Origin of the sequence: Pseudomonas sp. FSL R10-2964 (genome assembly GCF_009600035.1) — a bacterium.
GTDB lineage: Bacteria > Pseudomonadota > Gammaproteobacteria > Pseudomonadales > Pseudomonadaceae > Aquipseudomonas > Aquipseudomonas bubulae.
The window spans coordinates 89622-104659 of record NZ_WIWH01000014.1 but is presented as its reverse complement, the minus strand read 5'-3'; the positions used below and the strand labels follow the sequence as shown (position 1 = coordinate 104659).

Annotated in this window: 11 protein-coding genes; 1 reads left to right on the top strand and 10 read right to left on the bottom strand. The window is 56.6% G+C overall.

The window, feature by feature from the left end; all coding sequences use genetic code 11:
- Positions 1-54: 54 nt before the first annotated feature.
- The 10 genes from brnQ to sdhC form a co-directional block, all read right to left on the bottom strand.
- Positions 55-1368, bottom strand: a complete 1314-nt coding sequence (gene brnQ, locus GHN92_RS10125) for a branched-chain amino acid transport system II carrier protein (protein ID WP_153379989.1) — start codon at positions 1366-1368, stop codon at positions 55-57.
- Positions 1369-1817: 449 nt separating this feature from the next.
- Positions 1818-2699 (bottom strand): succinate--CoA ligase subunit alpha, encoded by an 882-nt coding sequence (gene sucD / locus GHN92_RS10120; RefSeq protein ID WP_095002114.1) that lies wholly within the window; start codon positions 2697-2699, stop codon positions 1818-1820.
- Entirely contained in the window at positions 2699-3865 is a 1167-nt protein-coding gene (sucC, locus tag GHN92_RS10115) for an ADP-forming succinate--CoA ligase subunit beta (protein WP_016780173.1), read from the bottom strand. Before sucC ends, sucD begins: the two co-directional genes overlap by 1 nt.
- Positions 3866-4091: 226 nt before the next feature.
- Complete coding sequence (gene lpdA, locus GHN92_RS10110; RefSeq protein WP_016780172.1) at positions 4092-5528, bottom strand: dihydrolipoyl dehydrogenase; 1437 nt, start codon at positions 5526-5528, stop codon at positions 4092-4094.
- Between the two features lie 105 nt (positions 5529-5633).
- The gene (gene odhB / locus GHN92_RS10105; protein ID WP_083369842.1) at positions 5634-6854 is read right to left on the bottom strand and encodes a 2-oxoglutarate dehydrogenase complex dihydrolipoyllysine-residue succinyltransferase; all 1221 of its coding nucleotides are present in this window, start codon (positions 6852-6854) and stop codon (positions 5634-5636) included.
- 41 nt (positions 6855-6895) lie between these two features.
- The gene (locus GHN92_RS10100; protein WP_020467780.1) at positions 6896-9727 is read right to left on the bottom strand and encodes a 2-oxoglutarate dehydrogenase E1 component; all 2832 of its coding nucleotides are present in this window, start codon (positions 9725-9727) and stop codon (positions 6896-6898) included.
- A gap of 260 nt (positions 9728-9987) precedes the next feature.
- On the bottom strand, positions 9988-10692 hold the full coding sequence (locus GHN92_RS10095; protein ID WP_016780169.1) for a succinate dehydrogenase iron-sulfur subunit: 705 nt from the start codon (positions 10690-10692) through the stop codon (positions 9988-9990).
- An 11-nt stretch (positions 10693-10703) separates the two neighbouring features.
- On the bottom strand, positions 10704-12479 hold the full coding sequence (gene sdhA, locus GHN92_RS10090; protein WP_016780168.1) for a succinate dehydrogenase flavoprotein subunit: 1776 nt from the start codon (positions 12477-12479) through the stop codon (positions 10704-10706).
- 3 nt (positions 12480-12482) lie between these two features.
- The gene (gene sdhD / locus GHN92_RS10085) at positions 12483-12851 is read right to left on the bottom strand and encodes a succinate dehydrogenase, hydrophobic membrane anchor protein (RefSeq protein WP_153379987.1); all 369 of its coding nucleotides are present in this window, start codon (positions 12849-12851) and stop codon (positions 12483-12485) included.
- Positions 12845-13231, bottom strand: a complete 387-nt coding sequence (gene sdhC, locus GHN92_RS10080; RefSeq protein ID WP_019828563.1) for a succinate dehydrogenase, cytochrome b556 subunit — start codon at positions 13229-13231, stop codon at positions 12845-12847. Before sdhC ends, sdhD begins: the two co-directional genes overlap by 7 nt.
- A gap of 351 nt (positions 13232-13582) precedes the next feature.
- Between sdhC and gltA the strand changes: the two genes are divergently transcribed.
- Positions 13583-14872 (top strand): citrate synthase, encoded by a 1290-nt coding sequence (gene gltA, locus GHN92_RS10075; protein ID WP_095002115.1) that lies wholly within the window; start codon positions 13583-13585, stop codon positions 14870-14872.
- Positions 14873-15038: the final 166 nt, after the last annotated feature.

Sequence of the window (15038 nt, the reverse complement as noted above, 5' to 3'; positions counted from 1 at the left end):
TTAAGATGCAGGGCTTTTTTATTGACTCGGCAACGCTTTTGGCGAACCGGGTAATTACGCCATTGCTTCAACTCGTTTGCCCAGCAGACGGTCGCAGATTACTGCGCCCAGCAGGGTCACAAGACTAGGCACCAGCCACGCCAGGCCCTGCTCGCTAAATGGCATATTGGCCAATTGGGCCGGAATCCACTCACCCAGGCCAGCACCTTTAAGCGCGTCGATCGAGCCAAAGAAGAACGACACCAGCATGACCGGACCAACGATCCGGCTCTGGGCATTCCACAGGCCTTTGCAGAAACTCAGCGCCACCAACACGATGCAAGGCGGGTAGATCGCCGTCAGCAACGGGATGGAAAACGCAATCAACTGGGTCAAGCCAAGGTTCGACACGGCCAGCGAAAACAGCGCAAGGATGATCACCAGCGTCTTGTAAGACAGTGGCAGCACAGTACTGAAGTATTCAGCGCAGGCACAGGTCAGGCCAACGGCCGTTACCAGGCAAGCCAGTGCAATCAGTACGGCAAGGAAACCGCTGCCCAGCGAACCGAAGGTGTGTTGTACATAGGCGTGCAGTACCGCCGCACCATTGGTTGCACCCGTCGCCACTTCATGGCTGCCCGCACCCAGGCGGAACAGGCTGATGTAGACCAGCGCCAGGCCGACACCGGCGATCAGGCCGGCAATGATGGCGTAGCGGGTAATCAGCTTGGGTGATTCAACACCACGGGAACGGATGGCATTCACGATCACGATACCGAACACCAGCGCACCCAGGGTATCCATGGTCAAGTAGCCATTGATAAAACCCTGGGAGAACGGTGCGGCCACGTACTCGGGGGTCGCGACGCCAACATCACCTGCAGGCAAGGCAACGGCAGCAATGCCGAGAATGGCCAGGGCGATGATCTTCAACGGAGCAAGGAAGCGCCCTACCGTGTCCAGCAGGCGACCCGGGTACAACGACACGAAAAACACGATCAGGAAGTACACCGAGCTGTACAGAAACAGCGCCAGTGGGCTTTCACCGGTCAAAGGTGCCAGGCCGACTTCAAAGGATACGGTGGCGGTACGCGGGGTCGCGAACAACGGGCCAACAGCCAGATAGGCCACGGCTGCCAACAAGCCCCCGGCGATCTTGCCGATCGGGCTGCTCAGTGCGTCCATGCCGCCACCGACCTTGGCCAGGGCAATAACGGTGACTACCGGCAGACCGACTGCGGTGATCAGGAAGCCCAATGCAGCCATCCAGACGTTAGGTCCGGCCTGCAGGCCAACGATTGGCGGGAAAATGATGTTGCCTGCCCCAACGAACAGGGCAAAAGTCATAAACCCAAGTGCCAGGATGTCCTGGCCTTTCAATACTTTCATTACGGAAATACCACACTACTGAATCGGGATTTAGAGGGGAATTTCCCGTGCGGATGTGGGAAATGCTGTCGATCCGTATAAGACCAACCCTTCTAGCGCGTGGCTTCCTTTTGGGATGCACACGCAGAACTGCGGAATGCTGGCAAGATTACCGAGTTTTTTCCTACAGCGCACTGTTAGAGGGCGGACTGTCCGATGAACGAACGCAGTTGTCGCCTGGACGACATCGAAAAATGCTTTGGTGTGGTTTTGCCTGCCCTGGATAGCTCAAAACCGCACGTTGTGGGAGCGGGCTTGCCCGCGATGGTAACGACGCGATTTATCTGAATGACCGCGGCGCCTGCATCGCGAGCAAGCCCGCTCCCACAAGGGTTTTGCTTGACCCCAAACGCACAAAGGCCACCCGAAGGTGGCCTTTGCCTGGTAGAGCAGTCAGTTAAGCGCGAGGCTTACTTCATTGCCCAGCCAGTCAGCTCGGACAGAGCCTTGCCGATGTCTGCCAGCGAACGCACGGTTTTTACGCCTGCGTCTTCCAGGGCAGCAAACTTCTCGTCTGCAGTACCCTTGCCGCCAGAGATGATTGCGCCTGCGTGGCCCATGCGCTTGCCTGGAGGGGCAGTCACACCAGCGATGTAGGAAACAACCGGCTTGGTCACGTTTGCCTTGATGTAGGCAGCCGCTTCTTCTTCAGCCGAACCGCCGATCTCACCGATCATAACGATCGCTTCGGTCTTCGGGTCTTCCTGGAACAGCTTCAGGATGTCGATGAAGTTGGAACCAGGGATCGGGTCACCACCGATGCCTACGCAAGTCGACTGGCCGAAACCGGCGTCAGTGGTTTGCTTTACAGCTTCGTAAGTCAGGGTGCCGGAACGCGACACGATGCCTACTTTGCCTGGCAAGTGAATGTGACCTGGCATGATGCCGATCTTGCATTCGCCTGGCGTGATAACGCCCGGGCAGTTAGGGCCGATCAGGGTAACACCCAGTTCGTCGCACTTAACTTTGCAGTCCAGCATGTCCAGGGTAGGAATGCCTTCAGTGATGCACACGATCAGCTTGATGCCGCCGAACGCTGCTTCAAGGATCGAGTCCTTGCAGAAAGGAGCCGGTACGTAGATAACGCTGGCGGTTGCGCCAGTTGCTTCTACGGCTTCTTTCACGGTGTTGAAAACAGGCAGGTCCAGGTGAGTGGTGCCGCCTTTGCCCGGAGTAACGCCACCGACCATCTTGGTGCCGTATTCGATGGCTTGCTGGGTGTGGAAGCTGCCCTGCGAACCAGTGATGCCCTGGCAGATAACTTTGGTGTCTTTATTGATCAGGACGCTCATTACTTGCCCTCCGCAGCTTTAACAACTTGTTGAGCAGCGTCGGTCAAGCTGGTAGCAGCGATGATGTTCAAACCGCTTTCTGCCAGTACTTTAGCGCCCAGATCAGCGTTGTTGCCTTCAAGGCGCACAACTACCGGGATTTTCACGCCGACTTCTTTCACTGCACCGATGATGCCTTCGGCAATCATGTCGCAACGAACGATGCCGCCGAAGATGTTAACCAGCACTGCTGCGACATTGCTGTCGGACAGGATGATTTTGAACGCTTCGGTAACGCGTTCTTTGGTAGCACCACCGCCAACGTCGAGGAAGTTGGCTGGCTTGCCGCCATGCAGGTTAACGATGTCCATGGTGCCCATGGCCAGACCAGCGCCGTTAACCATGCAGCCGATGTTGCCTTCCAGCGCTACGTAGTTCAGTTCGAACTTGGCAGCGTGCGCTTCGCGCGGATCGTCTTGCGACGGATCGTGGAAAGTTTTCAGCTTAGGCTGACGGTACATGGCGTTTGCGTCGATGTTGATTTTGGCATCGAGGCAGTGCAGATCGCCGTCAGTCTTGATAACCAGCGGGTTCACTTCCAGCAGGGCCAGATCGTGATCCTTGAACAGTTTGGCCAGACCTACGAAGATCTTGGCGAACTGAGCAACTTGCTTGCCTTCCAGACCCAGCTGGAAAGCCAACTCGCGACCCTGGAATGGCTGTGCGCCAACCAGTGGATCGATCGTTGCTTTCAGAATTTTTTCTGGAGTGTCGTGAGCGATTTTCTCGATGTCCACGCCACCTTCGGTGGAAGCCATGAACACGATACGACGGCTCGAACGGTCAACGACAGCGCCCAGGTACAGCTCTTTAGCGATATCAGTGCACGACTCAACCAGGATCTTGGTGACCGGCTGACCATTGGCGTCAGTCTGGTAAGTCACCAGACGCTTGCCCAACCACTGTTGTGCGAATGCTTTAGCGTCTTCTTTGCTGCGAACCAGCTTAACGCCGCCCGCTTTACCGCGACCACCTGCGTGAACCTGGGCTTTTACAACCCATTCGGTCCCACCGATTTTGTCGCAAGCTTCTGCGGCTGCTTCCGGGGTGTCTACTGCATAACCCTTGGATACTGGCAGGCCGTATTCAGCGAACAGCTGCTTACCCTGATACTCGTGAAGATTCATGCTTTTTACCGTCTTCGTTAGGTACTGCGCATTCGGCGCTGCACTACTATTAGTGCCGCACCACCTGTGACTGCTGCTTGTGCTGTTTCAACAAACCCGACATCCGCTTGAGCGGAGCCGGGCCCGGTTAAAACAAGACAAGACTGCGTCCGGCGGAAGTTCCGCGGTGAGGCTTGCTAGCAAGGCTCACGACGGGCAAACCGCCGTGGTTTCTTATTGTCTGGTCTTAACGTTTCTTACGGTTGGCAATGTGGATGGCGCCGCCATTCACAGCCAGTGCTGCTTCGTGCAAGGCTTCGGACAGGGTCGGATGGGAGAAAACCATCATGCCCAGATCTTCAGCGCTGGTGCCGAATTCCATACCGATCGCGCCCTGCTGTACCAGCTCTGCAGCGCTCGGGCCAATCACGTGGACGCCCAGTACGCGGTCAGTTTTGGCATCAGCAATGACTTTGACAAAGCCACCGGTGTCGTTTGCTGCCATGGCACGGCCACTGGCGGCGAACGGGAAGGTGCCGACGTTAACCTCAACGCCTTCAGCTTTCAAGGCCTGCTCGGTTTTACCAACCCACGCGATCTCCGGGTGAGTGTAAATAACCGATGGAATCAGGTCGTAGTTCATCTCGGTCTTGTGACCTTTGATGCGCTCGACAACCATGATGCCTTCTTCGGAAGCCTTGTGTGCCAGCATCATGCCGCGAACCACGTCACCAATGGCGAATACGCCCGGTACGCTGGTTGCGCAATGATCGTCAACAAACACGAAACCGCGCTCGTCGATGGTCACGCCGCTGTCAGCTGCCAGCAACTCGGTAGTCACCGGACGGCGACCCACGGCTACGATCAGCTTGTCGAAGGTGATGGTCTGTTCGCCGTTGGCGTCGGTGTAGGTCACAACGACTTCTTCGCCGTTGACCTTGGAACCGGTGACGCGAGCGCCCAGCTTGATGTCCAGACCTTGTTTGGTCAGGGTTTTGTAGGCTTCTTTCGAAACGGCAGCGTCAGCAGCCATCAAGAAGGTGTCCAGGGCTTCCAGAACAGTCACTTCAGCGCCCAGACGGGACCATACCGAACCCAGTTCCAGACCGATCACGCCAGCGCCGATAACGCCCAGACGTTTTGGCACGGACTGGAATTCCAGGGCGCCGGTCGAATCAACGATCACGTTGTTGTCGACTGGAGCAGGTGGAATGTCGATCGGACGCGAGCCCGAAGCCAGAATCACGTTCTCGGCTTCGATGATTTCAACGCTGCCGTCTGGCTTGGTCAGCTCAACACGCTTGCCGGCCAGCAGTTTGCCGTGGCCTTGCAGGGAAGTAACGCCGTTGGCCTTGAACAGGGTCGCAACGCCGGAAGTCAGACCTTTAACGATGTTGGCTTTACGGCCAACCATCGCAGCAACGTCCATCTTCACTTCACCGGTGGTGATGCCGTGGATGGCGAATGCATCCTTGGCTTCGTGGTACTTCCAGGAGCTGTCCAGCAGCGCCTTGGATGGAATGCAGCCAACGTTCAGGCAAGTACCGCCCAGCGCCAGTTTGCCTTCCTTGTCGGTGTATTTTTCGATGCAAGCAGTCGAAAGGCCCAGTTGCGCAGCCTTGATGGCTGCAACATAGCCGCCAGGGCCCGCACCAATCACTACAACGTCAAATTTCTGAGACATGAAAATAGATCCTCTATTAGCTACAAGCTGTCAGCAGCAAGCTGCAAGCCAAAGCCAGACTGCTTTTTCCCGCAGCCTGGCACCTGAAACTTGCAGCAGCTTCTATTAGATATCCAGCAGCAGACGAGCCGGGTCTTCCAGCAGGTTTTTGATTGCTACCAGGAAACTTACAGCTTCTTTGCCATCGATCAAGCGGTGATCGTAAGACAGAGCCAAATACATCATCGGACGGATAACTACCTGACCGTTGACTGCCATTGGACGCTGAAGGATGTTGTGCATGCCCAGGATCGCGGCTTGCGGCGGGTTAACGATCGGGGTCGACATCATCGAACCGAAAGTACCACCGTTGGTGATAGTGAAAGTACCACCGGTCATTTCGTCGATCGACAGTTTGCCGTCACGGGCTTTTTTACCGTAGGCAGCGATGCCGCCTTCGATTTCAGCCAGGCTCATCAGTTCGGCGTTACGCAGAACCGGAACCACCAGACCACGGTCGCTGGAAACAGCTACACCGATGTCGGCGAAGCCGTGGTAAACGATGTCGGAACCGTCGATCGAGGCGTTAACGGCCGGGAAGCGTTTCAGTGCTTCGGTAGCTGCTTTCACGAAGAACGACATGAAGCCCAGGCGTACGCCGTTGTGGGACTTCTCGAACAGATCCTTGTACTTCGAACGCAGTGCCATGATTTCAGTCATGTCCACTTCGTTGAAAGTGGTCAGCATCGCCATGTTCGACTGAGCTTCAACCAGACGCTTGGCCACGGTGGCACGAACGCGGGTCATCGGAACGCGTTTTTCTACGCGGTCGCCAGCAGCGAATACCGGAGCGGCAGCGGCAGGTGCAGCGGCCTTGGCCGGCGCAGCAGCAGGAGCGGCTTTTTTGGCAGCTACCGCAGCAACTACGTCTTCCTTGGTCACACGACCGCCTTTGCCAGTACCGGCAACGGAAGCGATGTTGATACCGTTTTCTTCAGCGATCTTGCGTGCAGCCGGAGCAGCAACAGGATCGTCTTCGCCATCGGCAGCCGGAGCAGCAGCCTGGGCGGCCGGTGCAGCGGCAGCAGCAGGAGCGGCAGCAGCAGCGCCGCCTTCAACGATGGAGCCCAGCACTTCGTCGGACAGAACGGTGTCGCCTTCGTTCTTGACGATAGCGCCCAGCACGCCGTCAGCAGTGGCCAGTACTTCCAGCACTACCTTGTCGGTTTCGATGTCGACAATCAGGTCGTCGCGCTTTACAGCGTCGCCCGGTTGCTTGTGCCAGGTGGCAACGGTGCCATCGGCAACCGATTCCGGAAATGTTGGGGCTTTGATCTCGATAGCCATGTTCTTTGGTTCCTTAAATTCGGTTTCAGTGCGCGAAGGCGTTAAACAGTGAACGCGTCTTGCAACAGTTTTGCCTGTTGCTCAGCGTGCATCGATGCGTAACCACAAGCAGGTGCAGCAGAAGCGTCACGGCCCGCGTACTCGAGTACGAGCGACTTGTCGTGACCGCTGATGATGCGGCGCATGTGATGCTGGCTGCAGTACCAGGCACCCTGGTTCATCGGCTCTTCCTGACACCAGACAATATGCTTGGCGTTTTTGTACGGAGCCAGGACTTCAATCAAGTCGTCCTCAGGGAACGGGTACAGCTGCTCAAGACGCACGATAGCGATGTCATCACGACCTTCGGCACGGCGTTTTTCCAACAGGTCGTAGTAGACCTTGCCGCTACACAGCACGATGCGACCGACGTTCGCCGGATCCTGCGCATCGATTTCCGGAATAACGGTCTGGAACGAACCTTCGGCCAGATCTTCCAGGGTCGAGATTGCCAGTTTGTGACGCAGCAACGACTTCGGTGTCAGGACGATCAGCGGCTTGCGCAGCGGACGGATAACCTGACGGCGCAACAGATGGTAGATCTGTGCCGGAGTGGTCGGTACGCACACCTGAATGTTGTGCTCGGCACACAATTGCAGGTAACGCTCAAGACGTGCAGAGGAGTGCTCCGGGCCCTGACCTTCATAACCGTGTGGCAGCAGCATGGTCAGACCGCACAGACGGCCCCACTTGTGCTCACCGCTGGTGATGAACTGGTCGATTACAACCTGGGCGCCGTTGGCGAAGTCGCCGAACTGGGCTTCCCAGATCACCAGCGCGTTCGGCGTGGTGGTGGAATAGCCGTATTCGAACGCCAGCACCGCTTCCTCGGACAGCAGCGAGTCGTACAGGTCAAAGCGAGGCTGACCTTCGAACAGGTGCTTCAGGGGAATATAGGTGCCAGCATCTTTCTGGTTGTGCAACACGGCGTGACGGTGCGAGAACGTACCGCGACCAATGTCCTGACCGGTCATGCGAATCGGGTGACCTTCGAACTGCAGGGTTGCATATGCCATGGTTTCGGCATAACCCCAGTTGATCGGCAGGCCGCCGGCTTGCATTTTTTGACGATCTTCGTAGATCTTCGCAACCTGGCGCTGAACCACAAAGCCTTCTGGAATTTCCAGCAGCTTGGCAGACAGTTCTTGCAGGGTTTTCAGATCGAAACGGGTGTCGTGACGCGCAGTCCAGGCGTGGCCCAGATACGGACGCCAGTCCACGAACAGCTCTTTGTTCGGTTCCTTGACCAGACTTTTCACAACATGCAGGCCGTTGTCCAGCGCGTTGCGGTATTCGTCGATCTTGGCTTGAACGCGTTCTGCGTCCACCACTTTCTCTTGTGTCAGGCGCTCGGCATACAGCTCACGGGTGGTGCGCTGCTTGGCGATCTGCTGATACATCAGCGGCTGGGTACCGTTTGGTTCATCGGCCTCGTTGTGACCGCGACGGCGGTAGCAGAACAGGTCGATCACGACGTCACGCTTGAACTGCATGCGGTAGTCGATAGCCAGCTGAGTCACGAACAATACGGCTTCCGGATCATCACCATTGACATGGAGGATCGGCGCCTGAATCATTTTCGCGACGTCAGTGCAGTACTCGGTAGAACGGGAGTCTTCCGGATTGCTGATGGTGAAGCCGACCTGGTTGTTGATCACCAGGTGAACCGTACCGCCAGTCTTGAAGCCGCGAGTCTGCGACATCTGGAAGGTTTCCATGACCACGCCCTGACCTGCGAAAGCAGCATCACCGTGGATGGAAATTGGCAGTACCTTTTCGCCGGTGCTGTCGTTACGACGGTCCTGGCGAGCGCGTACAGACCCTTCAACCACTGGAGAAACGATTTCCAGGTGGGAGGGGTTAAACGCCATTGCCAGGTGAACTTCACCACCGGCAGTCATGACGTTGGAGGAGAAGCCCTGGTGGTATTTAACGTCACCGGAACCCAACTCGATCTTTTTCTTGCCTTCGAACTCGTCGAACAGCTCGCGCGGGTTTTTGCCGAAGGTGTTCACCAATACGTTCAGGCGACCACGGTGGGCCATGCCGATAACGATTTCCTTGGTGCCGTAGTTGCCCGAACGCTGGATCAGCTCGTCCAGCAAAGGAATCAGGCTTTCGCCGCCTTCCAGGCCGAAACGCTTGGTGCCCGGGTATTTGGTCCCCAGGTACTTTTCCAGACCTTCAGCAGCAGTCACGCGCTCAAGCAGATGGCTTTTGACTTCAGCCGAGTAAGTCGGGCGGCCGCGTACGCTTTCGAGGCGCTGTTCAAACCAGTGGCGCTGCTCGGAATCGACGATGTGCGTGAACTCTGCGCCAATGGTGCGGCAATATGTCTGCTGCAACGCTTCGAGAATTTCGCGTAGGCTCGCTTCCTCTTTGCCGATATACAGGTCGCCGGCACGGAAGGTCGTATCAAGATCGGCATTGGTCAAGCCGTAATGATTGATCGACAGGTCTGCAGGTGCAGGACGCTGCCACAGCCCCAGCGGATCAAGCTGGGCTGCCTGGTGGCCGCGCATCCGATAGGCCTGGATCAATCGCAGCACTTCAACCTGCTTCTTCTCGTGCTCACTGCTCACGCTCCCGGCAGAAACCGGTTGAGCGCGGCGCTGGTTCTTTGCCAGCAGCACGAAATGGTCGCGGATTGTGGAGTGCGAAACATCGTTGGCAGAGTTGCCTTCAACAGGCAACGTCTGAAATTTGGTGCGCCATTCTTCTGGCACAGCGTTAGGGTCGTGCAGGTAGAGCTCATAGAGCTCTTCCACATAGGCAGCGTTACCACCTGAAAGATAGCCGCTGTTCCACATGCGCTGCATCACGCTTTCTTGCATGCTTGGTCACCCTCGGTTAGGGGACACCATCGACGAGAACACCAGAGCATGCTTGAGAAAGTCCGAATACAGCGACTAAAACAAGCCACTTAGGATCACGCTGATAGTCCGGGTACCAGCCCGGATGCCCCTGCTGGTCTCATTTCTTCAAAATAAGAGCCGCAGCTTTATGAGCTGTTGCTCAGGTTAAAACTACGGCGCCGGTTGAAGCCTGCGCCGTAGCATCTACGGTTACAGCGGTGCTGCGGTACTGCTTTGGATCACACGCCGCTTTGCAGCAGCATGCTACGCACGTGACCGATGGCCTTAGTCGGGTTCAGGCCCTTCGGACACACGTTTACGCAGTTCATGATCCCGCGGCAGCGGAATACGCTGAACGGGTCATCCAGCGAAGCCAGGCGCTCACTGGTCTTGGTGTCACGGCTGTCAGCCAGGAAACGATAGGCTTGCAGCAGTGCAGCAGGGCCCAGGAACTTGTCCGGGTTCCACCAGAAGGACGGGCACGAGGTCGAGCAGCAAGCGCACAGGATGCACTCGTACAGACCGTCGAGCTTTTCACGCTCTTCTGGTGATTGCAGACGTTCGATGGCCGGAGCCGGCGTGTCGTTCTGCAGGAACGGCTTAACTTTCTCGTATTGCTTGTAGAAGATGCTCATATCGACGACCAGGTCACGGATAACCGGCAAACCTGGCAGTGGACGAACGATCAGCTTGTTGCCTTTAACGACAGCGGACAGCGGCGTTACACACGCCAGGCCGTTCTTGCCGTTGATGTTCATGCCGTCTGAGCCGCAAACGCCCTCACGGCAAGAGCGACGATAGGAGAAACCCTCGTCCTGCTCTTTGATCAGGGCCAGTACATCCAGCACCATCAGGTCTTTACCATTGGTATTGACCTCGAATTCCTGCATGAACGGAGCGGCGTCCTGATCAGGGTTGTAACGATAAACACTGACTTTCAACATATCGGCCACCCTTAGTAAGTACGAACCATTGGCTCGAAGGTCGGAACGGTTTTCGGCGAGAAGTTCACCGCACGCTTGGCTACGCGCTTGTCACCCGGGAAGTACAGGGTGTGGCACAGCCAGTTAACGTCGTCACGATCTTCGAAGTCTTCACGGGCGTGAGCACCGCGCGATTCCTTACGAACTTCAGCAGCGATTGCAGTCGCTTCAGCCACTTCGAGCAGGTTTTGCAGCTCAAGGGCTTCGATACGGGCCGTGTTGAACGCCTGGCTCTTATCGTTGATTTTCACGTTGGCGATGCGCTTGCGCAGATCAGCCAGCTGAGCAATACCCTTCTGCATGTATTCGCCGGTACGGAATACACCGAAGTAGTTCTGCATGCAGCTTTGCAGCTCTTTACGCAGGGTTGCCACGTCTTCGCCGTCGGTACGCGAGTTCAGGCCGTCCAGACGTGCCAGGGCAGCGTCGATGTCGGACTGGCGTGGACGAGCGTAATCAACGCCTTCTTTAAGGGTCTGCTCAAGGAACAGGCCGGCAGCACGACCGAATACCACCAGGTCGAGCAGCGAGTTGCCGCCCAGACGGTTGGCACCGTGTACGGATACGCAAGCCACTTCACCTACTGCAAACAGGCCAGGGATGATCTGGTCGTTGCCGTCGGCGTCCTGAGTGATCGCCTGACCATGAATGTTGGTGGCAACGCCGCCCATCATATAGTGGCAAGTCGGAACCACTGGAACCGGAGCCAATACCGGGTCAACGTGTGCGAACGTTTTCGACAGTTCGCAGATACCTGGCAGACGGCTGTGCAGCACTTCTTCACCGAGGTGATCGAGCTTCAGCATTACGTGGTCGCCATCAGGACCGCAACCGTTGCCCGCGATGATTTCCTTAACCATCGAGCGAGCAACAACGTCACGACCAGCAAGGTCTTTGGCGTTCGGAGCATAACGCTCCATGAAACGCTCGCCATGCTTGTTGATCAGGTAGCCACCTTCACCACGGCAACCTTCGGTAACCAGTACACCGGCGCCGGCAATACCGGTCGGGTGGAACTGCCACATTTCGATGTCCTGTACCGGCACGCCAGCACGCAGCGCCATGCCAATACCGTCGCCGGTGTTGATCAGGGCGTTGGTGGTGGACGAGTAGATACGGCCTGCACCGCCAGTCGCCAGTACGGTCGCGTTAGCGCGAACGTAAGAGGTTTCACCGGTTTCGATGCAGATAACGATCATGCCGACGAAATCGCCAGCCTCGTTCTTAACCAGATCGACACCGTAGTATTCGTTCAGGAATACAGTGCCGGCCTTGAGGTTGGCCTGGTACAGGGTGTGCAACAGCGCGTGACCGGTACGGTCGGCTGCAGCGCAAGTACGGGCAGCCTGGCCGCCTTTGCCGAAGTCCTTGGACTGACCGCCGAAAGGACGCTGGTAGATACGACCCTGTTCGGTACGGGAGAACGGCAGACCCATGTGCTCGAGCTCGAACACGGCTTCCGGACCTACGGAACACATGTATTCGATAGCGTCCTGGTCACCGATATAGTCGGAACCCTTGACGGTATCGTACATGTGCCAGCGCCAGTCATCGTTTGGATCTGCAGACGCGATCGCGCAGGTGATGCCACCCTGGGCCGATACGGTGTGCGAACGAGTCGGGAAAACCTTGGTGATTACAGCAGTCTTGTGACCGCCTTGAGCCAGCTGCAGAGCAGCGCGCATGCCGGCACCGCCGCCGCCAATGATGATGGCGTCGAACGAAAGTGTATTAACTGTGTTAGCCATGAATCAGATACCCCAAAGAATCTGCACACCCCAGACGAAGTAAGCGAACATTGCAACGCCGCAGACTGCCTGGAAGAGGAAACGTACTGCTGTTGCGGACTTGCCCAGCGCCATTGGCGTCAGGTAGTCGGTCGCGATGGTCCACATGCCGACCCAGGCGTGTGCGCCCAGAGCAACAAGGGCCAGCAGGCTGAGAATACGCATCCAGTTGCTTGCGAACAGCTCATGCCATTGGGCGTAGCCAATGCCAGGGTTCGCAACGAGGTACCCGATCAGGAAGATGAAATAAGCCGCTAGAACAACCGCAGACACACGTTGTGCCATCCAGTCATAGAGGCCCGAACGCGACAGGTTCGTAACGCTGGTTACCATATCCAAACTCCCGCCAGAACAATCATCACCACGGAAATGACGATTACGATTTTCGAGCCCAGTCGGCCGCCTTCAAGCGTCTCACCGATGCCCATGTCCATGATCAAGTGGCGCACACCGGCAACCAGGTGATACAGCAAGGCAGAGAGCAGGCCCCACGCAACGAATTTGGCCAGCGGACTGGTCAAGCATGCCTTCACCTCGGCATAACCTTCTTCGGAACCCAGGGATTTGCTCAATGCATAAAGCATGATGCCCAGGCCGAGAAAAAGAATGATGCCCGATACACGGTGCAGAAATGACGTAACGCCGGTGATGGGGAGTTTGATGGTCCTTAGGTCTAGGTTTACAGGTCGTTGGCTATTCACGGCTTTTTTCACACTGAAGAGCCCCTAACAATCAGGGCAAGTTTGTTGGGATGCGCACTGGTCAGGTACCCACCACCCGGGAGTGACGACCCCCATCTAAACAGGCCCAAAAGCCTCTGGCGGTCGGCTGCCGAGTATAGACAGTTAGGTTACTAATGACAACGCAAACACCCACCCCCTAATAGCGCATTGCGCTCTTGGCATAAAAGGCGTAAACGGCTGGGATATTCGCGAAAAAACGCTTCTCAAAGCCTTGTACAGCAAGACTTTAGGCAAATTGACATTCGAATTTATCTCACTATAGTGGTGCGGGCCCTGCGTGGGGGGTCTGTCTGATGATTTCAAGCATAAATAGGAGGCCACATGGCTGACAAAAAAGCGCAGTTGATCATCGAGGGCGCAGCCCCCGTCGAGCTGCCCATTTTAACTGGCACCGTGGGTCCCGATGTAATCGATGTGCGAGGCCTGACGGCCACGGGCCGATTCACATTTGACCCTGGCTTCATGTCGACCGCATCTTGCGAGTCGAAGATCACCTATATTGATGGTGACAACGGTATCCTGCTGCACCGCGGCTACCCGATCGAACAGCTGGCTGAACACTCTGACTACCTTGAGACCGCTTACCTGCTGCTGAACGGCGAACTGCCGACCGCAGAGCAGAAGGCTCAATTTGTCAGCACCGTGAAGAACCACACCATGGTTCACGAGCAGTTGAAGACTTTCTTCAACGGCTTCCGTCGTGACGCCCACCCGATGGCGGTCATGTGCGGTGTAGTCGGCGCCCTCTCGGCCTTCTACCACGACTCCCTGGACATCAATAACCCGCAGCATCGCGAAATTTCCGCGATCCGCCTGGTTGCCAAGATGCCGACGCTTGCAGCGATGGTTTACAAGTACTCCATGGGTCAACCCATGATGTACCCGCGTAACGACCTGACCTACGCCGAAAACTTCCTGCACATGATGTTCAATACGCCGTGCGAGATCAAACCGATCAGTCCGGTACTGGCCAAGGCAATGGACAAGATCTTTATCCTGCATGCCGACCACGAACAGAATGCGTCGACCTCTACCGTGCGCCTGGCGGGTTCTTCGGGTGCCAACCCGTTCGCCTGTATTGCTGCCGGTATCGCTGCACTGTGGGGCCCTGCCCACGGCGGCGCCAACGAAGCCGTGCTGACCATGCTCGACGAAATTGGCGATGTGTCCAACATCGACAAGTTCATCGCCAAGGCCAAGGACAAAAACGATCCGTTCAAGCTGATGGGCTTCGGTCACCGGGTTTACAAAAACCGTGACCCACGCGCCACTGTCATGAAAAAGACCTGCGACGAAGTTCTCAAGGAACTGGGCATCACCAACGATCCGCAACTCGAACTGGCCATGCGCCTGGAAGAGATCGCCCTGACCGACCCGTACTTCATCGAACGTTCGCTGTACCCGAACGTCGACTTCTACTCGGGGATCATCCTCAAGGCGATCGGCATTCCGACCAGCATGTTCACCGTGATCTTCGCCCTGTCCCGTACAGTGGGCTGGATCTCGCACTGGAAAGAAATGCTCTCCAGCCCGTACAAGATTGGCCGTCCGCGCCAGCTGTACACCGGCTACGAGCAGCGTGACATCACCAAGCTGGAAGACCGCAAGTAAGGCATATCCCACGATAGTGCCCTGATTGCAGACAATACGGCCTCTATTTATAGAGGCCGTATTTTTTTGTGTGTGCGTCTTGTAGCAGCTGCTACGGAACTTCGCACTTGCACAGCGAGAATAGGCACAAAAAAATCCCCCTGCCTTGCGACAGGGGGATTCGATT

Bases quoted from the DNA above. Each gene is read 5' to 3' on its own strand.
- brnQ (WP_153379989.1), bottom strand. From the start codon at position 1,368: ATGAAAGTATTGAAAGGCCAGGACATCCTGGCACTTGGGTTTATGACT.
- sucD (WP_095002114.1), bottom strand. From the start codon at position 2,699: ATGAGCGTCCTGATCAATAAAGACACCAAAGTTATCTGCCAGGGCATC.
- sucC (WP_016780173.1), bottom strand. From the start codon at position 3,865: ATGAATCTTCACGAGTATCAGGGTAAGCAGCTGTTCGCTGAATACGGC.
- lpdA (WP_016780172.1), bottom strand. From the start codon at position 5,528: ATGTCTCAGAAATTTGACGTTGTAGTGATTGGTGCGGGCCCTGGCGGC.
- odhB (WP_083369842.1), bottom strand. From the start codon at position 6,854: ATGGCTATCGAGATCAAAGCCCCAACATTTCCGGAATCGGTTGCCGAT.
- GHN92_RS10100 (WP_020467780.1), bottom strand. From the start codon at position 9,727: ATGCAAGAAAGCGTGATGCAGCGCATGTGGAACAGCGGCTATCTTTCA.
- GHN92_RS10095 (WP_016780169.1), bottom strand. From the start codon at position 10,692: ATGTTGAAAGTCAGTGTTTATCGTTACAACCCTGATCAGGACGCCGCT.
- sdhA (WP_016780168.1), bottom strand. From the start codon at position 12,479: ATGGCTAACACAGTTAATACACTTTCGTTCGACGCCATCATCATTGGC.
- sdhD (WP_153379987.1), bottom strand. From the start codon at position 12,851: ATGGTAACCAGCGTTACGAACCTGTCGCGTTCGGGCCTCTATGACTGG.
- gltA (WP_095002115.1), top strand. From the start codon at position 13,583: ATGGCTGACAAAAAAGCGCAGTTGATCATCGAGGGCGCAGCCCCCGTC.